This window comes from Mycoplana sp. 10N416 (assembly GCF_056394765.1).
The window spans coordinates 178,262-199,181 of sequence record NZ_JBFTIM010000006.1 but is presented as its reverse complement, the minus strand read 5'-3'; the positions used below and the strand labels follow the sequence as shown (position 1 = coordinate 199,181).

Below are 20,920 nucleotides of genomic sequence, written 5' to 3'. Positions count from 1 at the left end.
CTCGTCGCAAAAGTCCTTGAAAAGACGTGATTTTTTGGATGAGCGAGTCGCTCTTACACTGGTAGTCCGCGCTTTTTGTCAATCCCCGTAAAGGAATTGCTTACCATAGTTTGACACCATTTCCGTCATTGTTTCGACCGGTCCGCATGGCACGGGGCGCTCAGTTTCCGGGCGTGTCGACGCCAAATACCGGTCCCGACGACAATCAGTTTGATTGGCGCCGGATCGAGTCACCAGTACCTTGGGTAACGAGTATCATGGCGTCTGTCATCGTTGCGTGCAGTGAGTTCCAGCCCCGTCGGGGGGCTTTCCAGTTCCTCAAGAAATCACGTGGCCTGTTATTCGGAGCGGTTGTCGGCTGCCTTGGTGTCGCGACGTCGTCCTGGGTCATCGGAGCTTTGGCCACGGTGCAGGCGGTGACGCCGGCTGCTTCGGCCGAAAAGGAGAGGCGCCTGCAGGTTTCCCTCAATCTTCCCGCCGTGGAACATGAGGTGCCGGTCCAGCGGAACATCCGGGTCCGGAAGTTCGAACGGCTTTCGAAAACGCCGGCAGACCAGCTTTGGCCTGCCGGCCTCACCGCCGAAGCGATCAAATCGCATCAACGCAAGAAGAACGCGATGGCGACGATGAGGCTGGCGATGGAAACGGCGCAAAAGCAGAATGCGCTGACCGTCGCTGCCGCCTCGCAGGTCCAGAACGGCGTTGTCGCCGAAGCGCGCGCCCAGGTGCAGGCCTCACTCGTGACGGCCCTCGTCGATCCCGGGTCGACGCGTGACGCAGCGCTGGCAAAGCCCTTCGGTCTCGTGTTGAGCGAGGAGGCGCATCCACTCCCGGATACGATCCCGCTGCCCGAGGGGCGTCCGCAGGTGCTTGCAAAGGCCACGGAAGACAAGCCGGACCGGCGCGAGGTCAAGCCATCCGTGAAAGAACTCGCTTACGCCAGCCCGGCGCAGGTCGACACCGACGACGAGGTGCGCGAGAAGGTGCGGCCGAGCTTGTTCGGTTCGCGCAATCGCGCCCGTGGGCGCACCGCCTATTACGACATTGCAGCCGGTGTCGTTCATCTTCCGAACGGGGAGCGGCTCGAGGCGCATTCCGGAATCGGTCAGATGCGCGACAATCCGAAATACGTGCACATGAAGATGCGCGGATCGACACCTCCAGGCACCTTCAAGCTGACGATGCGCGAGAAGCTCTTTCATGGCGTGCAGGCGTTGCGCATGACGCCGGTCGACGGTGTCCATCCGCATGGACGCACCGGTCTGCTCACGCACTCCTACCTGCTTGGCAGGAATGGCAATTCGCACGGTTGCGTCGCGTTCAAGAACTATCCCCGCTTCCTGGCGGCCTATAAGCGCGGCGAGATCGACACGCTTGTCGTCGTGCCGAATATGAATGCCGGCAAGAGCCAGTTTGCCTCACTGTTTGGCAGACAGGGGTGAACAGGAGCACGACCACATAGAAACTCCGCCGGTCAAACTGTGACCGGCGGCTCCAAGTCATCGGCAGCGCGCACACTTGATCACGCCGCGTTCACACATCCGGCGACGCTGACAACATCCGCGCCCGCAGCCTCAGCGCCGCGCACGAAAGCCGCTTTCGCGCTTCGTGCCCGCATGCAATCCTGTGTCCGAAGATCGCTTCCGGTCTCCGAGGCCGGGCGCTAGGCCATGAACAACCGACGCAGCGTGGCGAAGAAGCCGGGCGACTTGGGTGCAAGGACTACCCGGATCTGTGCCGCTGCCGTTGCTGCGCTTACAGCCGATCCATAATGGCAATAGCAGATGACCTCGTGCAACTCGTCGTCCGAGAGGTCGAAGAAACGCCGTGCTTCGCCATAGGTATCGTCTGCCAGCCCGGCTGCACGCAGGACGGGATCGGCGTAGGCGACGGAAATCGGCGAACCATCGCCGCGCATGTTCGCGCGGACACTCGGTGACTGATGCTCGGTCTGGCGCAGGGTCGACAGGTGCCAGTGCGGATTTTTCTCGAGGAGTTCCGCCCAGCGTTCCAGCCGCTCCTTGCGGGTCATTGTCTGAGCCGGATAGGTCTCGACTTCTGCAACAAGCCGCAGTTGTTCCACTGTTTGATGCTTCATCTTGGACTCCCATTCAGAGGATGGATGCTCCGCCCCCCAATGCTCATGCAGCCCCTAGGTGAAGGGTGACTCCACTGCGAACAGATGTCCAATCACGATCGAAGGCGGGCAAAAAAGAATGCTCGCCCTGCGGTGGACGCGCCGTTTACGCCCGCTCCACGAAGCCATCCAGCACCCTCTTCTGGCCGGCGCGGTCGAAATCGATCGTCAGCTTGTTGCCCTCGACGGCGGCGACATTGCCGTTGCCGAACTTGAGGTGGAAGACGCGGTCGCCGACTGAGAAGCGCGACGGTTCGGTCGTGGTCGATTTGGCGACGAGTTCGCCTTCGATGGTGCGGGCGCGGGGTCCGCTTTCGCCGTAACCGATGCGCTCGACCGCATGGCCGGAGCGGTTGCCCCAGTTGTCACGGGTGGCGTCGGTCTTGTTCTGCTGCGCGCGGCGCCAGCCGGGGGTAGAGTAGCTGTTCTGGAACGGCTCCTGCTTGTCGAAGCGCGATTGGCCATAGCCGCCACCGCGTCCATAACCGCCGTAAGACTGGTCGGATTCGGCCACCTCGACATGCGCCTCGGGAAGTTCGTCGAGGAAGCGCGAGGGGATGGTCGACTGCCACAGGCCATGGATGCGGCGGTTGGACACGAACCAGATGTGGCAGTTGCGCTTGGCGCGGGTGATGCCGACATAGGCGAGGCGGCGCTCTTCCTCCAGGCCGGCGCGTCCGCCCTCGTCGAGGGCGCGCTGGTGCGGAAACAGCCCTTCCTCCCAGCCGGGCAGGAAGACCGTTTCGAACTCGAGCCCCTTGGCGGAGTGCAGCGTCATGATCGAGACGGCGTCGAGATCCTCGTTCTGCTCGGCATCCATGACGAGCGCGACGTGTTCGAGGAAGCCGCGCAGGCTCTCGAACTGCTCCATCGAGCGGATCAGTTCCTTCAGGTTCTCCAGCCGCCCCGGTGCTTCGGCCGACTTGTCGTTCTGCCACATGGCCGTGTAGCCGCTCTCGTCAAGGATCTGCTCGGCGAGTTCGGTGTGCGGCATGGTCTCCAGCAGCGCCTGCCAGCGCTTGAAGTCGGCGACGACGTCGAACAGCGCCTTGCGCGCCTTCGGTTTCAGCTCGTCGGTCTCGATGATGTCGCTGGCCGCCGCCAGCATCGGAATGTTGCGGGCGCGGGCGTAGTCATGCAGATTTCGGATTGTCGTGTCACCGAGGCCGCGCTTCGGCGTGTTGACGATGCGCTCGAAGGCGAGGTCGTCGGCCGGCTGGCAGACGAGGCGGAAGTAGGCCATGGCATCGCGGATCTCGAGCCGCTCGTAGAAGCGCGGGCCGCCGATGACGCGGTAGTTCAGGCCAAGCGTGACGAAGCGGTCTTCGAATTCGCGCATCTGGAAGGAGGCGCGCACCAGGATCGCCATGTCGTTGAGATTGTGGCGCTTGCCGTTGCGGTCCGGGCGCTGCAGCGTCTCGATCGTTTCGCCGACGGCGCGGGCCTCCTCCTCGGAATCCCAGGCGGCATGCACGATGACCTTGCCGTCCTCCGGATCGACGCGGTCGGTGAACAGCGTCTTGCCGAGCCGGCCCTCGTTGTGGGCGATCAGGTGCCCGGCGGCGCCGAGGATATGGGCGGTGGAGCGATAGTTGCGCTCCAGCTTGATCACCTTGGCGCCCGGAAAGTCCTTATCGAAGCGCAGGATGTTGTCGACCTCGGCGCCGCGCCAGCCGTAGATCGACTGGTCGTCGTCGCCGACGCAGCAGATGTTTATCTGCTGGTTTTCTTTTGCGCTCGCGCTGTCGCCGCTGCGCGGCTCGCTCCGCGGGGGCGCGCCATCGGGCGCGACGGCCACTTGGTCTTGCCGTCCTTCGGACGGACCCCGTGCCGCGCTTGATCCCGGCGACCGCTGCGCCAAAAGCCGCAGCCACATGTACTGGGCGGTGTTGGTGTCCTGGTACTCGTCGACGAGGATGTAACGGAACTTCTGGTGATACTCGCGCAGGATATCCGGATTGGCGCGGAGGATGCGGATCGGGTGCAGCAGCAGGTCGCCGAAGTCGCAGGCGTTCAGCGTCTTCAGGCGGTTCTGGTAGGCGGCGTAGAGTTCGCGGCCCTTGCCGTTGGCGAAGGCGCGGGCGTCGCCCTCGGGGATTTGCGCCGGATCGAGGCCCTTGTTCTTCCAGGTGTCGATCATGCCGGCGAACTGCTTGGCCGGCCAGCGCTTGTCGTCCATGCCCTCCGCCTGGATCAACTGCTTGATCAGCCGCACGACGTCGTCGGTGTCGAGAATGGTAAAATCGGATCTGAGCCCGGCCAGTTCCGCATGGCGGCGCAAGAGCTTGACTCCGATCGAGTGGAAGGTGCCGAGCCAGGGCATGCCCTCGACGGCGCCGCCGACGAGCAGGCCGATGCGTTCCTTCATCTCGCGGGCGGCCTTGTTGGTGAAGGTCACGGCGAGAATCTGCGAGGGAAAGGCGCGGCCGGTGGCGAGGATATGGGCGATGCGGGTCGTTAGCACGCGCGTCTTGCCGGTGCCGGCGCCGGCGAGCACCAGCACCGGGCCGTCCAGCGTCTCGACCGCCTCGCGTTGCTCGGGGTTGAGGCCGGCGAGATAGTCGGGCGCACGGTGCGCGTCGCGGGCGGCCATGGCCCGCGCGGCAATGCCGCCGGTCGGCGCGTGACCGGACTTCGGGTCAGGGGCCTTCTTCAGCGCCGGATCCTCGTCGTCGAAGAAGGGAATGTCGTCGTAACCGCTCATCATGCGGCCCAATGTAGTGATTCGGGGGCGAAAGGCCAGTTTTGTGTTCTTCTTTTATTCCGGTCTTTCGATCGCAAGAACGAAGGTGTGGATAGCCATGCACCCGTCAGCCGCTCCACTGCCGGTGCCGGGCAACTGCAACTGCCTGCACCGGCAAGGCGCGTCAGGTCTGATAAAGGGTTTCCTGGCGGACGACGATCCGGGCGTGGTACGGCACGCGGTTGTAAAGGTCGATCGCGTCCTGGTTCATCAGGCGCACGCAGCCGGCCGAGACGGCCTTGCCGATCGATTTCCATTCCCGGGTGCCATGCAGCCGATAGAGCGTGTCCTTGCCGTTCTGGAAGATATAGAGCGCGCGCGCCCCGAGCGGGTTGCTCACGCCGGGCTCCATGCCGCCGTTGGCGATGGAGTATTTTTCGAGCTCCGGCTGGCGCTTGATCATTTCATTCGGCGGCTTCCAGCGCGGCCAGTGCTGGCGCCAGTGGATGATGCCTTCGCCCTGCCAGGAAAAGCCGTCGCGGCCAATGCTGACGCCGTAGCGCATCGCCGTGCCGCCCGGCTCGACGAGGTAGAGGAAGCGCGACGGCGTGTCGACGACCACAGTTCCGGCCGGCTCTCCGGTTGGGTTTTCAACGCGTTGTCTGTAGAACTTGGGATCAATCTGCTGGTACGGAACCGCCGGAATCGAGTGACCGCCGTCCTCGATCGCGCCGTACATGGCATCCAGTTCGGGATTCGTCGGAGGTACGGTCGGGCGACGCGGTGCCTGTGGGATGGGCGCGTCCCTGCCGCTCGGTGTTGTGGTGGTACAGCCCGCCAGCGCCGCGGCAGCGGCAGTCAAAATGAATGTTCTCCGTGACGTGAGAGATGCAGCCGACATTTAGGGGAGGTTCTTTCCGGGGGAAGGGGGGTGTGTGCAGGCCGATGCCTACCCATGTTCCCGACGGCATGACAAGGCTGGAGGGCGATCACAACTTTGTCATGGGAATGATGTCGCCAATGATTGTGTCTGAAATGCCGCGGAGGCGGGCGAAAGGGGCCAGCGGCCAACGGGCAGCGCGGCACGGACAGGGATCGTCCGGGTCCGCCTTGGATGGGGCGTTGCCGAATCAGCTGCGGTCGGCGTCGAATGCCGGATCGACCGGGATCTGCAGCGCGGTTGCGAGCTGGTTCGTTTTGGCGGCGAGCGCGATGATCGACATCAGTTCGGCGTGTTGCGCGGGGCTCATGCCTTTCGCCTTTGCCGCTGCCGTATGCGAGTGGACGCAGTAACTGCAGCCGTTGGTGGCCGACACGGCGATGTAGAGCATTTCCTTGACGAGCGGGTCGAGTGTCGAAGGTGTTGCCATGATTGCCTTGACCTCGCGCCAGGTGTTTTCCAGCAGGGCAGGATCGAAGGCGAGATAGAGCCACATATTGTTGATGAAGTCGGAATTGCGCGTGGTGCGGATGTCGTCGAAGACGGCCTTGACGCGCGGATCGGTCTCAAGGTCGGCGGCGGGCTTGACGGTGCTCATGGCGTGGCTCCTTGCACTGCGATCTATAGTGGTTGCAATCGAACCTTCGCGCAAATCTTACAATTCCGTAATGATCGCATTCTTTCATTGCCGGTTCATGGGCAAGACACGATACTTGCCCTATACGGCAACCGCGCCGACGCGGAGCGTCGACCCTTGCCCGGAGAATTCAATGCGCCTTTGGAAACAAGTTCTTGTCAGCCTTGCCGTGGTCGGAGCGGGCCTGCTCGTCTGGGGGCGGCTCGCGCCCGGAGCAGGCGACACGCTGAAGGCGGCCGGCCTGCCGGAAAGTCTGGTCGCGCTTGTGGCACCGAGCAGCGCCGTCAATGGCGACAAGGCGGGCAAAGGCGGGCAGGGCAATGGCCAGCGCGGCGGTTTCGGTGGGCCGACGCTGGTGGTGACGAAACCCGTACAACTGACACTCGTCAACGACCGGCTCAGCGCCATCGGCGACGGCGAAGCAATCCGGACCGTGGTCGTCACCCCCTATTCGAGCGGCAACCTGACGCAGGTCGTCGTGAAGTCCGGCGACCGCGTCACGCAGGGCGCGTTGATCGCCCAACTGGACAACGACGAGCAAAAGATCGCCGCAGACCAGGCCCGCCTGACCCTCGACCGGGCGACCGACAAGCTGAAGCGCTACGAAAACCTCAAGGCGGCCGCAGCCGTCACGGATGTTGCGATCCAGGACGCGCGCGATGAGTTGAAGGCCGCCGAACTTGCATTGCAAAGGGCCGAACTCGACCTGCGCCGCCGCGACATCAACGCGCCCTATGCCGGTATTGTCGGCATCATTTCGGTCAATCCGGGCGACTATGTCACCACCTCCAGCGAAATTGCGCGCATCGACGACCGCTCCGAGATTCTTGTCGACTTCTGGGTGCCCGAGCGTTTCGTGACGAAGATCCGGGTGGGCGGCCCGGTGTCGGCGACGGCGATCGCGCGGCCGGGCGAGATCTTCACCGGTTCCGTCGAGGCCGTCGACAATCGCATCGACCAGGCAAGCCGGACGCTGCGGGTGCGCGCCCGCATCGACAATCCGGAAGACATCCTGCGCGCCGGCATGTCCTTTTCCGTGACCATGCATTTCGAGGGCGATCGCTATCCGAGCATCGATCCGCTGGCGCTGCAGTGGAGTGCCGACGGCTCCTACGTCTGGCGCATCGTCGATGACAAGGCGGAGAAGATCCCGGTCAAGATCATCCAGCGTAACCCGGACAAGGTTCTGGTTGACGCCGAACTGGCTGAGGACGACGCTGTGGCGATCGAGGGCTTGCAACGGCTGCGAAACGGCAGCGAGGTCAAGATCCTCAGCGTCGGCAAGGAGGCGCAACAGCCCCCGGTCGCGGAGGGCACGTGATGGCGGAACGGCAGGGCGAAACTCACGTCCGTGGTGGTCAGGCGGGCTTTACCGCGCTTTTCGTGCGCCGGGCCATCTTTGCGCTCGTCATCAATACATTGATCGTCGTTGCGGGGCTTGCCGCCTTCAACGGCGTCGAGATCCGTGAACTGCCCTCGGTAGATCAGCCCGTGATCACCGTCACGACGGTATTCGAGGGGGCCTCGCCGGAGACGGTGGACCGCGAACTGACCGACGTCGTCGAGGGGGCCGTGTCGCGGGTGCAGGGGATCAAGGACATCTCCTCCACCTCGTCGTTTGGTCGGAGCCGCGTGACTTTGCAGTTCAGCGACACGACCGACGTGAGCCAGGCGGCAAACGACGTGCGCGATGCGCTCGGGCGTGTGGCCAACCAGCTTCCCGACGGCGCCGAGGAGCCGCGCGTCGTCAAGGCCGACGCGGACAGCCAGCCGATCATGCGTCTTGCGCTCACCTCCGATCGCCTCTCGATGGAGGACCTGACGCTACTGGCGGAGAACGAGATCACCGACCGGCTGGCGGCCGTGGAGGGTGTGGCCGATATCGACGTTTCAGGCGAGCAGGAGAAGGTGTTCCGCGTCGACATCGACCAGGCGAAGCTCGCAAGCCGCGGATTGACGATCGGCGATCTGAGCACGGCGCTGAAGACCGCTTCGTTCGACGTGCCCGCCGGTTCGCTCACCAGCATGAACCAGGACATCACGGTTCGCGCGACGGCGGACCTCGCGACGACGGCCGACTTCGAGAACCTGATGCTGCAGAACCGCGTCAGGCTCGGCGACCTCGCGACGATCACGCTCGGGCCGGACGATGGCACCACGGCGCTGCGCTCGAACGGGCGCCAGGGCATCGGCCTCGGCGTCATTCGCCAGGCCCAATCGAATACGCTCGACATTTCCGCCGGCATCAAGGCGACGGTCGAACAACTGAAGACGATCCTGCCGGAGGGGACCGAACTGCGCGTCACCAGCGATGACGCGGTCTTCATCGAGGGCGCGCTGCACGAGGTGGAGATCGCTCTCCTGGCCGCCGTTCTGATCGTGACATTCGTGATCTATCTCTTCCTGCGCGATTGGCGGGCGACGCTGATCCCGACGATCAGCATGCCGATTGCCCTGATCGGCACGATCGCGGCGATCTATCTCGCCGGCTTTTCGATCAACATTCTGACCCTTCTGGCGATCGTGCTCGCCACCGGCCTCGTCGTCGACGACGCGATCGTCGTGCTGGAGAACATTGTGCGTCGGCGTGCCGAAGGGCTCGGACCGCGGGCGGCCGCCGTGCTGGGAACGCTGGAGGTTTTCTTCGCCGTCATCGCGACGACGGCCACACTCTGCGCCGTCTTCGTGCCGCTCTCGTTCCTGCCGGGGCAGACCGGCAGGCTCTTTCGTGAATTCGGCTTTGTGCTGGCGTTTGCGCTGTTGCTCTCCGGCTTCGTGGCGCTGACGCTGTGCCCGATGCTTGCCTCGCGCATGCTGACGAAGGAAGCGACGGAGCATGGGCATGGCGGCATTCTCGGTCGTTTTGGCAATCTCTGCGCCGCCTTCTATCGCCGGACGCTGACGGCCTGCCTGAATGCGCCGCTGATTGTCTTCATGGTGGCACTGCTGTTTACCGCTTTCGGCGCTGGATCCTTCTTAACTCTGAAGTCGGAGCTGACACCGAGCGAGGACCGCTCGCTGGTGATGATGCGGATCAGCGCACCGCAGGGTGTCTCTCTCGAATACGCCCAGGAACAGATGCGGCTGATCGAGGAGAAACTTGAACCGCTCTATGACAGCGGCGAAATCGTCAACATCTATTACGTGTCTGGAATGGGCGGCTCGAGCAACAGCGGCTTCATGGTGCTGACGCTGGCGCCGTGGGGCGAGCGCGATCGCACACAGCAGCAGATCGTCGCCGACATCAATGCGGCCGCCGCGCAGGTTCCGTCCGTCCGCGCCTTCGCGATCCAGCCGAACAGCCTCGGCATCCGCGGTGCCGGCAATGGGCTGCAGGTGGCCCTCGTCGGCAACAATTACGACAAGCTCGGCAATGCTGCCGCCGAACTGGTGCGCAAGATCGAGGACAGCGGCCGCTTCGAGAACGTGCGCTTGAACTACGAGGCCAACCAGGCGCAGCTTTCGGTGACCATCGATCGCGAACGGGCTTCGGACCTCGGCATCGACATCAACGGGCTTTCCTCCGCCCTGAAGGCCATCATCGATGGGTCGAGCATCGTCGACGTCTATGTGGACGGGCAGGCCTATCCGGTGATCCTGTCCTCGACGACCAATCCGGTCAACGATCCGACCGACCTTGAAAACACCTTCCTGAAAACGGGCGATGGCAAGATCGTGCCGATGTCCTCGATCGCGACGCTCAAGGAGCAGGCCGTGGCTCCGCAACTGTCGCGTGAGCGGCAGTTGCGCGCCGTGTCACTGTCGGCCGGCCTCAAGGACGGGCTTGCGCTCGGTGATGCGCTGAAGATGGTCGAGCAGATGGCAGAGCCGCTGCTTCCCGAAGGATCCCGCCTGATTCCGATGGCCGAGGCGGCGACGCTCGGCGAAAACGCGAACGGGCTGTTCATCACCTTCGGCTTCGCTCTCGTGATCATCTTCCTCGTGCTGGCGGCCCAGTTCGAGAGTTTCGTCAGCGCATTGATCATCATGACGACGGTGCCGCTCGGCCTTGCCTGCGCCGTCTTCGCGATGATCCTGACAGGCACGTCGCTCAACATCTACAGCCAGATCGGGCTCGTCCTTCTCGTCGGCATCATGGCCAAGAACGGCATCCTGATCGTCGAGTTCGCCAACCAGCTTCGCGACCGCGGGCAGGATGTGCGCAGCGCCATCGAAAACGCCTCCAACATCCGCCTGCGCCCGGTGATGATGACGATGATCGCGACGATCGTCGGTGCGTTGCCGCTTGTGCTGGCGAGCGGAGCGGGCGCGGAAGCGCGCATCGCGCTCGGCTGGGTCTTGGTCGGCGGGCTCGGACTGGCGGCCGTCGTCACGCTATACCTGACCCCGGTCGCCTATTTGACCATCGCCCGGTTTACCAAGCCGCAAGCGGACGAAGAGAAGCGGCTGCAGATGGAAATGGACGCGGCCAGCCGGCCGAAGCTGCGGCCAGTCGAGGTGGAGGAACGGGGCGCATTGCCGGGATCGCAGGCAGCGGAATGATATGCGTAGCCGGGTTGCCTGCGAAAACTGGTCGATATCCCTGACGCAACTGGACTCGTCGCCTTGCCTTGGCTGCTGCGTCGCCGGAGGGTCAGTTCGCGTCAGTTGCCCGTTCCGGTCTGTGAACCCTCCGCCGGTTTCGTTTCCGTCGTCGTAGTGCCGGGTGCCGGCGTCGCGGGTGCCGCGGTGCCCGTAGCCGGGGCGGAGCCCGACTGTTCGGTTGCCGGCGCCGGCGCCGGCGCCGTGCTCGTGGCGGTCGTCGTGCGTCCAGGGAACATCCTGGACCCGAAGAAGATAATCATCAGGACGATGATGAGGGCGAAGATTGTCCATATGTTGCGCGTCATGGTCGAACTCCTTTCCATCCCCGCGTGCAATTATCAACCAACGCGATGTATATTGCTATTTAATAAGATAGCGTCGTTCTGGCCGAATGGCTTGGCTCTGTCCGCGGTCGAAACTTACTATGGACACGCGCATGGAAATTTGCCCATAACGCCGCGAAGAAGTGCGGAGGACGCGATGGCGCTATCGGATATCAGGGCGGGTCTGCGCAACGAAGAAGCGATCTCGACCGCGGTCTCGGCGTTTCGACAGGAATTCGGTCTGCGCTTCCATACGGGCGAGGCCATTCGTGCGCAGCACGCCCACACGACCACCTACATTCCCGCACAGCTTCCCGACGGTGTGTTGTTCGCCGAGAGCGCCGATGATGTAAAGACAGCGGTGCGTTTGTGCGCCGAACACAAGATTCCGATCGTCCCCTTTGGCACCGGCTCCTCGCTCGAGGGGCAGGTCAACGCGCCAAATGGCGGCATTTCCATCGATTTCAGCAAGATGAATCGTGTCCTTGAAGTGAACGCTGAGGATCTCGATTGCACCGTGGAGCCGGGCATCACCCGCGAGGAACTGAACGCGCACCTGCGCGACACCGGCCTGTTCTTCCCGATCGATCCGGGGGCGAATGCCTCGATCGGCGGGATGGCATCGACGCGGGCATCCGGGACCAACGCGGTGCGCTACGGCACGATGAAGGACAACGTCCTGGCGGTGACGGTGGTGACCGCCAGGGGCGAGGAAATCCGCACGGCGCGCCGGGCACGGAAGTCCTCGGCCGGTTACGACCTGACCCGGCTCTATGTCGGCTCGGAAGGCACGCTCGGCGTGCTCACCTCCGTCACCCTGCGGCTGCAGGGCATTCCGGACGTGATCGCCGGCGGCATCTGCGGCTTTCCGACACTGAAGGACGCCTGCAACGCCGTGATCATGACGATCCAGCTCGGTATTCCGGTGGCGCGGATCGAACTTGTCAATGCGCTGCAGATCAAGGCCAGCAACGCCTATTCCGGCCTGACGCTGCCCGAGCAGCCGACGTTATTCGTCGAATTCCACGGCACCGAAGAAAGCGTCGCCATGCAGTCGCGCCAATTCGGCGAGGTCGCCTCCGAATGCGGCGGCGGGGACTTCCAGTGGACGTCGGATGCGGACGAACGGGCACAGTTGTGGAAGGCACGCCATAACGTCTACTGGGCGGCCAAAGCGCTGCGGACCGGCGCGTCCGTACTGGCAACGGATGTCTGTGTACCGATCTCGCGCCTTGCCGACTGCGTGGCGGAGACGGAAGACGACATTGAACAGCACGGATTGCTCGCGCCGATCGTCGGGCACGCGGGCGACGGCAATTTTCATGTCAGCGTGGTCTTCGACGACAAGGATCCGGCCGAAATCGATGGGGTCGAGGCCTTCGTGGCGCGGCTCAATGCGCGGGCACTTTCGATGGACGGGACGTGCACCGGCGAACACGGCATCGGTCAGGGCAAGCAGGCATTTTTGCCCAAGGAGCTCGGCGAGGCGGTCGACGTCATGCGGCAGGTCAAGCGGGCGCTCGATCCTGACAATATCTTCAATCCGGGAAAGATTTTTCCCTTGTCATGAGACAGATGGCGGTGATCCTGCGTATAGTCGGGCCGAAGATGTCCGCTGGGGGCGGCGCAAACGCACATGATGCGAGCGCAAGCCGGGTCTGGGCGATGCGTATGAATTGGGTGATCTCGGGATTGGCGGCGTGCTCTCGCGGGTAATGTTGGCGATAGGCGGACTGGTGGTGCTGGCGCTGTTTGCAGCCCTGCTGGCGCCGCTTTTCGTCGACTGGACCGGCTTCCGCCAGGAGTTCGAACGCGAGGCCAGCCGGATCGTCGGGCGGAAGGTCGTCGTTCACGGCAGCGTCGACGCCCGCCTCATTCCGTTTCCCTCCGTCACCCTGAACGACGTGCGCGTCGGCGAGGAGGACGGGACCGAACCGTCGGTCACCATCCGCCGCTTCTCGATGGATGCGGAACTGGCGCCGATCCTCAGCGGCGAGGCGCTGATCTTCGACATGCGCGTCGAGGAACCGAAGGTGCGGTTGAAGCTGCTTTCCGATGGCACGCTGGACTGGGCGCGCGGACGCAAGGCCGATATTCCGGCCAAAACCGTCGTTCTGGAAAATGTCGAGGTGACGGGCGGCGAGATCGAGTTTGTCGATGAACAGGCCGGCCGCACGCGCCGCTTCACCGGGCTGGACGCTCGGCTGTCGGCGCGCTCGCTCGGTGGGCCCTGGCGCGTCGACGGTCGCGGCGCGGTCGATGGCACGACAGGCTCGTTCCAGATGTCGACCGGGCAACTGGACGACGGCGTGCTGAAGCTCAAGGCGCGGATCGTGCCGGACAGTTTGTCGTTTACCGCCGATCTCGACGGCGACCTGAAGGTCGTCGACTTCAGGCCCCAGTATAACGGCACGTTTGCGCTTGCCGAGAAGAAGAAACCGGACGGTCGTGATCCCGACAATCCGGTTCGCGTTTCAGGGGATTTCGAGCTTTCCAACGAACGCTTGCGAGTGCCGCAGTACCATCTCGAGGCGGGGGATCCCACCGATCCCTACATCGTTACGGGCGAGGCGACGCTCGACACCGGCAAGGCGCCGGAGTTCCTCCTGATCGCCGACGGCCAGCAGATCGACGTCAACCGGATCGGCAACAACGGCGAGCGCGGTAAGACGGGGCGCAACCCGGAGGCGACTGCACGCCAGCGCCTGCAGGGTCTGCTGGCGATCCTGGCCGATATCCCCGTGCCGCAGGTGCCCGGTCGGGCGAGCCTGAAGCTGCCGGCGATCGTGATCGGCGACACCACGGTCCGCGAGGTGATGCTCGATGTCGAGCCTGACGGAGACGGCTGGATCGTCGCCCGCAGCACTGCGCAGTTCCCCGGTCGCACGACCGTGGAGGCGAAAGGGCGTCTGACACTCAAGGGCAGCCGCCGTTTCACCGGTGATCTGCTCGTTGCCTCCAACCAGCCTTCGGGCCTTGCCGCCTGGCTCGCAGGCTCCGTCGACCCCGAGATCCGCAAGCTGAAGAGTGCGGGCTTCGCCGCCAAGGTCGACCTGACCGCTGAACTGCAGCGGTTCGAAAACCTTGAGCTCGCGGCCGGTGCTGCAACCCTCAAGGGCCGGATCGAGCGGCAGTCGCGCCAGGGGGAGGCGCCGGCCCTGTCGATCGAACTTGGCGGCAACCGCGTGGAGATTGAAACGCTTAAGGCCCTTGCCGGTCTGGTGGCCGGCGACGCCTCGACCGCGGTGCTGCTGCACCATTCCATCGCGCTTGACCTGAAGGCGGAGCACTTCGCCGCATTCGGCGAGGAGGCACGCGACGTCAGGGCCGTGTTGTCGTTGCAGGGCGGCATGCTGAACGTCAGTCGCCTCGATGTGGGTTCGGTCGCCGGGGCGACCGTGTCGGTCAAGGGGCAGGTTGGCGGAACCGTTGCCTCGCCTTCCGCGGGGCTCGACCTGTCGCTGCGCGCCGGGCGAATGCAGCCGGTGATTGACCTGCTCGCGCGGCATCTGCCGCCGCATCCCGTGCTCGCCCGCTTGGTCAGCAGCGCCGGCTACTATGACGACGCCGATCTGAAGATGACGCTGGCGCTGCCGGGCGACAAGGATGGTCCGGTGGGCATGCTCCTGGCGGGAAGCGTGAACGGAGGGCGTGTCGACGCACGGTTGTCTGCCCGGGACTTCAGCGAATTCCTTGCCGGAGGCAACATCGAGGCACAAGGGACGCTGGAAAACCCCAGCACCGTTGCGCTGGCCGGCCAGCTCGGGCTCGAACCGCTGCCGTTCGATGCGGAACCGAATGGTATTGCGGCGGTGAAGATCGTGCAGCCGTTGTCCGGTCCAGCCAACGTGACGTTCTCCTTCACCACGAGCGGCACATCCATCAGTGCGGATGGCAGCGTCGACCTGACAGCTTCCCATTTCCTCGACGGACAACTGGATATCACCGCCAGTTCCGGAGACATCGAGCCCTATCTTGTGATGAACGGTGTCGTGCCGCCGCAGACCGGATCAGGACTGCCCGTCGCGCTGAGAGCGAAAGCCGTAATCGACGCTGCCTCGGTCCGGCTGGAAGATATCGACGGCAAGATCGACCGAAACGGCCTGTCGGGAATGCTCGTCCTGGACCGCGCGGCGCCGACCCTCACGGGCAGCGGAAGCCTGACCTTTGATACAATCGATCTGGCCTGGCTGGCCGAAGGCGTATTGGGGCCGATCGAGGATCCCGGTGGCCAAGGGTTTAATGCCTCGGCGCTGGGCATTCCGACCCGTGACAACGCCGATCTCAATATTCGGCTCGCCGCGGAGCAGTTCTGGACGGGGCTCTACGAACCGGTGGAACATTTCAACGCTGCGCTGAACTGGACGGGCGGCGGCCTGAGCCTCGACGACCTGGCCGGAGACTGGCTCGGCGGTTCGGTGGCCGGGCGGCTGACCCTTGCCAATGCCGAGGGCAACGGATTGCTGGAAGCCCGCCTCAAGCTGAACGGTGCCGATGTCTCGCGGATCGTATGGGCGGGAGCCGACGGCCCGGTGGCGGCGGGGAGGGCTGACATGACCCTGGCCCTCGATGCCTCCGGCAAGAACGTTGCCTCGATGCTGGAGGCCGCAAGCGGCTCGGGCGAAGTGCAAATCGACGGATTGACGCTGGGCGGGATGACGAGCGACGCCTTCGGTGCGATCCTCGCCTCGGCCGACGCCATCGAGGGCGACATCACCGAGACGAAGGTCGACGCGATTGCGGTCAATCAGGCCTTGCGCGGCGAAACACGCCTCGACGGCGTGACGATCCCCTTCACCATCGCTTCGGGAAAGCTTCGAGCCGAGACCGTCACAGGCGAGGATGGTGCGGCAGACTTCGCCGGAGGGGCTGAATTAGATCTGCCTGGCCGCATGCTGTCGGGCCGGATTGCCATGCGGCTGAAGGCGGGTGAGGAGGCGGTAACAGGCGGCGAGCCGGAAATCGTGCTCGCCTTCGATGGGCCGATCGCCGCACCGACGATGCGCATCGATGCGCAGCCGCTCAGCAACTATCTGTCGCTGCGCAAGTTCGAGCGTGAGCGGCGCCGGGTCGAGATGCTGCAGGCTGCCGTTCTGGAGAAGCAGCGGTTGCGGCGCGAAGCGGCACTCTATCGCTCAAGGGCGCAGGAACGGGCGGCGCTGGCCGAAGCCATGCGCATCCAGGCGATCGAGGAGGAGCGTCGGCGCCAGGCGGCCAAGGAACAGGCCGAGCGCGAGCGTCAGGAACGCGAGGCGAGGATTGAGGCGGAGCGCCGGGCGGCAGAGCAGGCGCGACAGTCAGTCGAGCCTGGCACCGGCTTCAGGGTCAGCCCCAACGAAGGCGTGATCCGTGAGGATCTGCCGCCGATCGGCGGGCAGAACCTCAATTTTGATGCGCTGCCTGGCGTGAACTGATCAATTGCAGCAAGGCGGCAAGTGAAGCCCGCGGCTACTTGGACGGCTTCCATCTCCCGCGTTAGCCGGAGCGTTCATCGGCCGTGCCAGCTTCCCTGCTCTGGGCCTTTATCGCTTCCAGCACGTAGACTCGCAGCGCCGAGGACAGATTGCTGTCGGCCGGACGCGAATCGTCGATCTCCGACAGGAGCATGGCAAGCGGGACCCCGCGCCTGGCAGCAATGGATTTGAGTTCCACCCAGAACGGCTCTTCCAGGGAGAAGCTGGTCCGGTGTCCGTGCAGTGTGGCGGAGTGCTTGCGGATCACCGCTTGGCTCACATTCCGATTCAACGTATTGGAGGATCGATTCAGGGGGCTATCGCAAGGTATTGAAAAGACGCGATGTTCGCGCGTCGCGCGCAAGGCGGGCCGTCAATCGGAGCGGCCTTCCGGCTTCTCGATCCGTCCCAGATCGAGCGTTTTCTCCGCCTTGTCGTTCAAAGCCCGCGTCAGGTTCCTTTCGGCTTTCGTACGGCCGAAGGAAATCCTGTTCTGCTCGGCCTGGCGCTCTTTTTCCGAGCGGGCCTTCTGTTTACGGAACTGGCGGAGATTGACCAGGTCGCTCATGCCGCCTCCAATCGATCAGTTCTTCTTGCGAAACGAATCGAGCGAGACGACGGAGCCGCCCGGCTTCTTGCCGTCGTCGTCGCCACCGGTTTTTGGGGGCTCGTCGGCCGTGTCCTCGGCCTTCTCGGTCGGGTATGCCGTGATCTCGGCGGACTCGGTCTCTTCTTCCTCGCCTGCGGCAACGTCGAACTCGAGTTCGAAGCTGACGGAGGGATCATAGAAGCCGCGGATGGCGTTGAACGGGATCACCAGCTTTTCCGGCGTGTCGGAGAAGGAGAGGCCGATCTCGAACAGGCTCTCAGTCACCTTGAGCTCCCAGAACTGGTGCTGGACGACGATCGTCATCTGCTCGGGATACTTGGCCTTCAGGTGCTGCGAAATGCGCACGCCGGGGGCGCCGGTCAGGAAGGTGATGAAGAAATGATGTTCGCCCGGCAAATGGCCGGTTGCCGCCACTTCGCTCAGGACTTTGCGGATGACGCTGCGAAGAGCGTCCTGAGCCAATATGTCGTAGCGGATGTGGTCTTGCGCCATTACAGCCTGTCTTTCTTGCTTGTCTCTTTTTCGCCTTTTGCCGAAAACCGTCGACGGCGTCAAACGTCGATCGGCTGCTTCCAGTCAATTATCTGCCGGAACAAGCCGCGCCGGAGCGTCGCGAGTCATCTTAGAGGACAGCTATAAACCATTTCGAATGAGGGGAGAAGGTGAAGGCTTCTGTTGCCAGGTGCCTTCGGACCCCGCCTTACGGTGCTACCCGCAAGGGCTTGATTTGAAGTGTCGCACTGCGATTAAGCAGCGAGACGTGCTTCAGCATAGTTGTCGTTTGCAACTACATTTTTGACCCGATAACGGTGGTATCATGCCGAGCAAAAAGTCGATCTTTACGCCCTTGTCGATCCTATTTCGCCCCCAGCAAAAGCCGATCTGCAACCGATCGGTTTTTGGTGGAGGCGCCGGGTACCGCCCCCGGGTCCAATGGGTTTATTACACCGCCCGTTTATTGCCATAGCTGCCAAGGCAGCACCCGACATATAGGAGTTTCCGCGGCCTATGAAAAGGTCCTCGTGACAATTCTTCCGGGTGTTCGACCAAGGAACGCGTAGATCGCGTTCATTTGCGCTTGACTTGCCATCTTGGCGCGAAAAGACTGTTGCTGATGGTTCATATGCCGTACCGGTTTTGACGCGAAACGATAGGGGAAACAGCATGACCGACTATCTCGCAGACGTACGCAAATATGACAGTGCCGCCGATGAGGCCGTGGTGAAGAAGATCGTCAGCCACCTGGGAATTGCGCTGCGAAACCGCGACTCCGCTCTGGTTTCCTGCAGCGATCCCGAGGAACTGGAGCGGGTCAAGGAGAAGTGGTGCGCCAAGAAACTCGGCGTCACCGGGGAAGCAGCGGACAAGGCTGTGGAAAAGGTTTGCGCCACGATGGCAGACGACCGCTCGAAGTCGCGCGTGACTTTCTATTACCTGGCAGCCAAGGAACTGGGCAAGCTCTCCGCGCTCGCCTGAGGCAGTGGCGCCGAAAAGGCGGGAAAAGCCAGTCTTTGCCATTGGTCGGTCGCCGCGTTCGCCCTAGATTGGGGAGTGAATTCCAACCGGCGGCCTACCCAATGCAGCAATATCTCGATCTTCTCGCCCATGTGATGGAAAACGGAACCGATCGTTCCGATCGCACCGGCACCGGCACGCGGTCCGTCTTCGGCCATCAGATGCGCTTTGATCTTTCCGAAGGCTTTCCCGTCCTGACGACGAAGAAGCTGCATCTGCGCTCGATCATTCACGAATTGCTGTGGTTTTTGAGGGGCGAGACGAATATCGCCTATCTTCGCGAGAACGGCGTTACCATCTGGGACGAATGGGCGGACGAAAACGGCGAGCTCGGTCCGGTCTACGGCTACCAGTGGCGGTCCTGGCCGACCCATGACGGCCGCCATCTCGACCAGATCGCCGCTGTGGTCGAGAGCATCCGCAAGAACCCGCACTCACGCCGCCACATCGTATCGGCGTGGAACCCGGCGCTGGTGGACGAGATGGCCCTGCCACCCTGCCACTGCCTGTTCCAGTTCTACGTGAACGACGGCAAGCTCTCCTGCCAGCTCTACCAGCGCTCCGCAGACATCTTTCTCGGCGTGCCATTCAATATCGCTTCCTATGCGCTGCTGACGATGATGGTGGCGCAAGCGACGGATCTCAGGCTCGGCGATTTCGTGCATACGCTCGGTGATGCGCACATCTACCACAACCACTTCGACCAGGTGGCGCTGCAACTGGAGCGCAAGCCGAGACCATTGCCGTTCATGAAGCTGAATCCGGCCGTGAACGATCTGTTCTCGTTCAAGTACGAGGATTTCGAGCTGGTCGGCTATGAAGCCGACCCGAACATCAAGGCGCCGATCGCGGTCTAGCGCGGCCGGCGGTTTCAGGGAGGAAGCCATGCTGACGCTCGTCCACGCGACGCAGTCGCGTTCGTTCCGCATTCTCTGGCTGCTCGAGGAACTCGGAGCCGACTACGACATCCGCGCCGTGTCGATCCATCGGCGCGACGGCTCGGGTGGCACCGATCCCAACAATCCGCATCCGCACGGCCAGGTCCCGGCGCTGATCCACGACGGAACGGTCGTCACGGAATCGACCGCGATCGCGTTGTATCTGACCGACCTGTTTCCCGGCTGCGAAATGGGGCGGGACACCGGCACACATGAGCGCGGGCCGTATCTGTCCTGGCTCGCCTACTATGCCGGGGTGATCGAGCCCGCCGCGATCACCCACATGAATGGCTGGACCGCGGGTAACGCGGAGGCCGCGCGCTTGCACAAGGCAATGTGCGACCACGTGATATCGACGCTGGAAAAGCAGCCGTACCTGATTGGCGACCGGCCGTGCTCAGTCGATGTCATCCTGTCCAGTTCGCTGATGTGGATGCGCGCGCTCCTGCCGGAGAGCGGCGCGGTTGACGACTATCTCGCGCGGATGGCGGCGCGTCCGGCACTGGCGAAGGCGCAAGCGAAAGACGGAATGGAAGGCAAGTGAATGAGTGAACCGAAGATCGTTTTGGTGGTGGCCGCGGCGCTGAACGGCGTGATCGGCCGCGAAGGAGACCTGCCGTGGCGATTGCCTTCCGACCTCAAGCGCTTCAAGCAACTGACCATCGGCAAACCGGTCGTGATGGGGCGCAGAACCTATCAGTCGATCGGCAAGCCGCTGCCGGGGCGGCCGAACATCGTGGTCACGCGTGACACCGCCTTCCGCCCGGATGGCGTCATCGTTGCGCGCTCGATCGACGAGGCGCTGGTCTATGCGCGACGGGAGGCGCAGACCCTCGGCGTCGATGAAATCTGCGTCATCGGCGGCGGCGATATCTACCGCCAAACCATCGCGATGGCGGATCTCGTGCATCTGACTCAGGTGCAGGCGGAGGTGGACGGAGACACGCGCTTCCCGCCGGTTGACCCCGCGCTCTTTGAAATCGTGCATGAAGAGGAAATTCCGCAGGGCGAGAAGGACAGTCATGCCATGCGTCTTGTCAGTTTCAGACGGCGATCTGCTGCCTGACAGTGTCCTAAGCGCCTGTTCACGAACTATTTTGCCGCAATGGCGCCGAAGTTGAGCCGTCTCCGTTGAAAGC

At 63.4% G+C, this 20,920-nt stretch carries 17 protein-coding genes and 1 other RNA gene; 9 read left to right on the top strand and 9 right to left on the bottom strand.

Annotated elements, in window-relative coordinates:
* The first annotated feature begins 257 nt into the window (after positions 1 to 257).
* Entirely contained in the window at positions 258 to 1,442 is a 1,185-nt protein-coding gene (locus tag AC1DDS_RS14295) for a DUF2778 domain-containing protein (protein WP_477479499.1), read from the top strand.
* A gap of 221 nt (positions 1,443 to 1,663) precedes the next feature.
* Here AC1DDS_RS14295 and AC1DDS_RS14290 read toward each other — a convergent pair whose 3' ends face one another.
* The 4 genes from AC1DDS_RS14290 to AC1DDS_RS14275 all read right to left on the bottom strand — a co-directional run bounded on the left by AC1DDS_RS14290 (position 1,664) and on the right by AC1DDS_RS14275 (position 6,358).
* On the bottom strand, positions 1,664 to 2,098 hold the full coding sequence (locus AC1DDS_RS14290; protein WP_310416200.1) for a hypothetical protein: 435 nt from the start codon (positions 2,096 to 2,098) through the stop codon (positions 1,664 to 1,666).
* Positions 2,099 to 2,243: 145 nt separating this feature from the next.
* Positions 2,244 to 4,844 (bottom strand): ATP-dependent helicase, encoded by a 2,601-nt coding sequence (locus AC1DDS_RS14285; RefSeq protein WP_477479498.1) that lies wholly within the window; start codon positions 4,842 to 4,844, stop codon positions 2,244 to 2,246.
* A 160-nt stretch (positions 4,845 to 5,004) separates the two neighbouring features.
* Complete coding sequence (locus AC1DDS_RS14280; RefSeq protein WP_477479497.1) at positions 5,005 to 5,721, bottom strand: L,D-transpeptidase; 717 nt, start codon at positions 5,719 to 5,721, stop codon at positions 5,005 to 5,007.
* Between the two features lie 229 nt (positions 5,722 to 5,950).
* The gene (locus AC1DDS_RS14275) at positions 5,951 to 6,358 is read right to left on the bottom strand and encodes a carboxymuconolactone decarboxylase family protein (RefSeq protein WP_477479496.1); all 408 of its coding nucleotides are present in this window, start codon (positions 6,356 to 6,358) and stop codon (positions 5,951 to 5,953) included.
* 172 nt (positions 6,359 to 6,530) lie between these two features.
* Here AC1DDS_RS14275 and AC1DDS_RS14270 point away from each other — a divergent pair, with 172 nt between their 5' ends.
* Positions 6,531 to 7,718, top strand: coding sequence for an efflux RND transporter periplasmic adaptor subunit (locus tag AC1DDS_RS14270; protein ID WP_477479495.1), 1,188 nt, complete (start codon positions 6,531 to 6,533; stop codon positions 7,716 to 7,718).
* Positions 7,718 to 10,900: an efflux RND transporter permease subunit gene (locus tag AC1DDS_RS14265; protein WP_477479494.1), complete on the top strand. Its 3,183-nt coding sequence runs from the start codon at positions 7,718 to 7,720 to the stop codon at positions 10,898 to 10,900. The genes AC1DDS_RS14270 and AC1DDS_RS14265 overlap by 1 nt, the downstream gene beginning before the upstream one ends.
* Before the next feature lie 101 nt (positions 10,901 to 11,001).
* On the opposite strand, the gene AC1DDS_RS14260 is transcribed toward AC1DDS_RS14265, so the two are convergent.
* Positions 11,002 to 11,247 carry a dynamin gene (locus AC1DDS_RS14260; RefSeq protein WP_477479493.1) on the bottom strand — a complete coding sequence of 82 codons (246 nt, stop codon included), beginning with the start codon at positions 11,245 to 11,247 and terminating at the stop codon, positions 11,002 to 11,004.
* Positions 11,248 to 11,422: 175 nt separating this feature from the next.
* On the opposite strand from AC1DDS_RS14260, the gene AC1DDS_RS14255 reads away from it, so the two are divergent.
* Together AC1DDS_RS14255 and AC1DDS_RS14250 are read left to right on the top strand one after the other, a co-directional pair.
* Positions 11,423 to 12,835 (top strand): FAD-binding oxidoreductase, encoded by a 1,413-nt coding sequence (locus tag AC1DDS_RS14255; RefSeq protein ID WP_477479492.1) that lies wholly within the window; start codon positions 11,423 to 11,425, stop codon positions 12,833 to 12,835.
* 130 nt (positions 12,836 to 12,965) lie between these two features.
* The gene (locus tag AC1DDS_RS14250) at positions 12,966 to 16,679 is read left to right on the top strand and encodes an AsmA family protein (RefSeq protein WP_477479491.1); all 3,714 of its coding nucleotides are present in this window, start codon (positions 12,966 to 12,968) and stop codon (positions 16,677 to 16,679) included.
* A 61-nt stretch (positions 16,680 to 16,740) separates the two neighbouring features.
* Here the strand turns inward: AC1DDS_RS14250 and AC1DDS_RS14245 are convergent, their stop codons facing one another.
* The 4 genes from AC1DDS_RS14245 to ssrA form a co-directional block, all read right to left on the bottom strand.
* Positions 16,741 to 16,986, bottom strand: a complete 246-nt coding sequence (locus tag AC1DDS_RS14245) for a ribbon-helix-helix domain-containing protein (RefSeq protein WP_477479664.1) — start codon at positions 16,984 to 16,986, stop codon at positions 16,741 to 16,743.
* 105 nt (positions 16,987 to 17,091) lie between these two features.
* Entirely contained in the window at positions 17,092 to 17,286 is a 195-nt protein-coding gene (locus AC1DDS_RS14240; protein ID WP_477479490.1) for a DUF4169 family protein, read from the bottom strand.
* A gap of 15 nt (positions 17,287 to 17,301) precedes the next feature.
* Complete coding sequence (locus AC1DDS_RS14235) at positions 17,302 to 17,820, bottom strand: SspB family protein (protein WP_477479489.1); 519 nt, start codon at positions 17,818 to 17,820, stop codon at positions 17,302 to 17,304.
* Positions 17,821 to 17,989: 169 nt separating this feature from the next.
* Positions 17,990 to 18,347: a transfer-messenger RNA gene (ssrA, locus tag AC1DDS_RS14230) on the bottom strand.
* Between the two features lie 145 nt (positions 18,348 to 18,492).
* On the opposite strand from ssrA, the gene AC1DDS_RS14225 reads away from it, so the two are divergent.
* From AC1DDS_RS14225 to AC1DDS_RS14210, 4 genes are all read left to right on the top strand, one after another.
* Positions 18,493 to 18,804, top strand: coding sequence for a DUF2853 family protein (locus tag AC1DDS_RS14225; RefSeq protein ID WP_310416167.1), 312 nt, complete (start codon positions 18,493 to 18,495; stop codon positions 18,802 to 18,804).
* A 101-nt stretch (positions 18,805 to 18,905) separates the two neighbouring features.
* On the top strand, positions 18,906 to 19,700 hold the full coding sequence (locus AC1DDS_RS14220) for a thymidylate synthase (protein ID WP_477479488.1): 795 nt from the start codon (positions 18,906 to 18,908) through the stop codon (positions 19,698 to 19,700).
* A gap of 28 nt (positions 19,701 to 19,728) precedes the next feature.
* Positions 19,729 to 20,325, top strand: coding sequence for a glutathione S-transferase family protein (locus AC1DDS_RS14215; protein WP_477479487.1), 597 nt, complete (start codon positions 19,729 to 19,731; stop codon positions 20,323 to 20,325).
* The gene (locus tag AC1DDS_RS14210) at positions 20,326 to 20,847 is read left to right on the top strand and encodes a dihydrofolate reductase (RefSeq protein ID WP_477479486.1); all 522 of its coding nucleotides are present in this window, start codon (positions 20,326 to 20,328) and stop codon (positions 20,845 to 20,847) included. It begins immediately after the preceding gene.
* The last annotated feature ends 73 nt before the right edge of the window (positions 20,848 to 20,920 follow it).

Bases quoted from the DNA above. Each gene is read 5' to 3' on its own strand.
- AC1DDS_RS14295 (WP_477479499.1), top strand. From the start codon at position 258: ATGGCGTCTGTCATCGTTGCGTGCAGTGAGTTCCAGCCCCGTCGGGGG.
- AC1DDS_RS14290 (WP_310416200.1), bottom strand. From the start codon at position 2,098: ATGAAGCATCAAACAGTGGAACAACTGCGGCTTGTTGCAGAAGTCGAG.
- AC1DDS_RS14285 (WP_477479498.1), bottom strand. From the start codon at position 4,844: ATGATGAGCGGTTACGACGACATTCCCTTCTTCGACGACGAGGATCCG.
- AC1DDS_RS14280 (WP_477479497.1), bottom strand. From the start codon at position 5,721: ATGTCGGCTGCATCTCTCACGTCACGGAGAACATTCATTTTGACTGCC.
- AC1DDS_RS14275 (WP_477479496.1), bottom strand. From the start codon at position 6,358: ATGAGCACCGTCAAGCCCGCCGCCGACCTTGAGACCGATCCGCGCGTC.
- AC1DDS_RS14270 (WP_477479495.1), top strand. From the start codon at position 6,531: ATGCGCCTTTGGAAACAAGTTCTTGTCAGCCTTGCCGTGGTCGGAGCG.
- AC1DDS_RS14265 (WP_477479494.1), top strand. From the start codon at position 7,718: ATGGCGGAACGGCAGGGCGAAACTCACGTCCGTGGTGGTCAGGCGGGC.
- AC1DDS_RS14260 (WP_477479493.1), bottom strand. From the start codon at position 11,247: ATGACGCGCAACATATGGACAATCTTCGCCCTCATCATCGTCCTGATG.
- AC1DDS_RS14255 (WP_477479492.1), top strand. From the start codon at position 11,423: ATGGCGCTATCGGATATCAGGGCGGGTCTGCGCAACGAAGAAGCGATC.
- AC1DDS_RS14240 (WP_477479490.1), bottom strand. From the start codon at position 17,286: ATGAGCGACCTGGTCAATCTCCGCCAGTTCCGTAAACAGAAGGCCCGC.
- AC1DDS_RS14235 (WP_477479489.1), bottom strand. From the start codon at position 17,820: ATGGCGCAAGACCACATCCGCTACGACATATTGGCTCAGGACGCTCTT.
- AC1DDS_RS14225 (WP_310416167.1), top strand. From the start codon at position 18,493: ATGACCGACTATCTCGCAGACGTACGCAAATATGACAGTGCCGCCGAT.
- AC1DDS_RS14220 (WP_477479488.1), top strand. From the start codon at position 18,906: ATGCAGCAATATCTCGATCTTCTCGCCCATGTGATGGAAAACGGAACC.
- AC1DDS_RS14215 (WP_477479487.1), top strand. From the start codon at position 19,729: ATGCTGACGCTCGTCCACGCGACGCAGTCGCGTTCGTTCCGCATTCTC.
- AC1DDS_RS14210 (WP_477479486.1), top strand. From the start codon at position 20,326: ATGAGTGAACCGAAGATCGTTTTGGTGGTGGCCGCGGCGCTGAACGGC.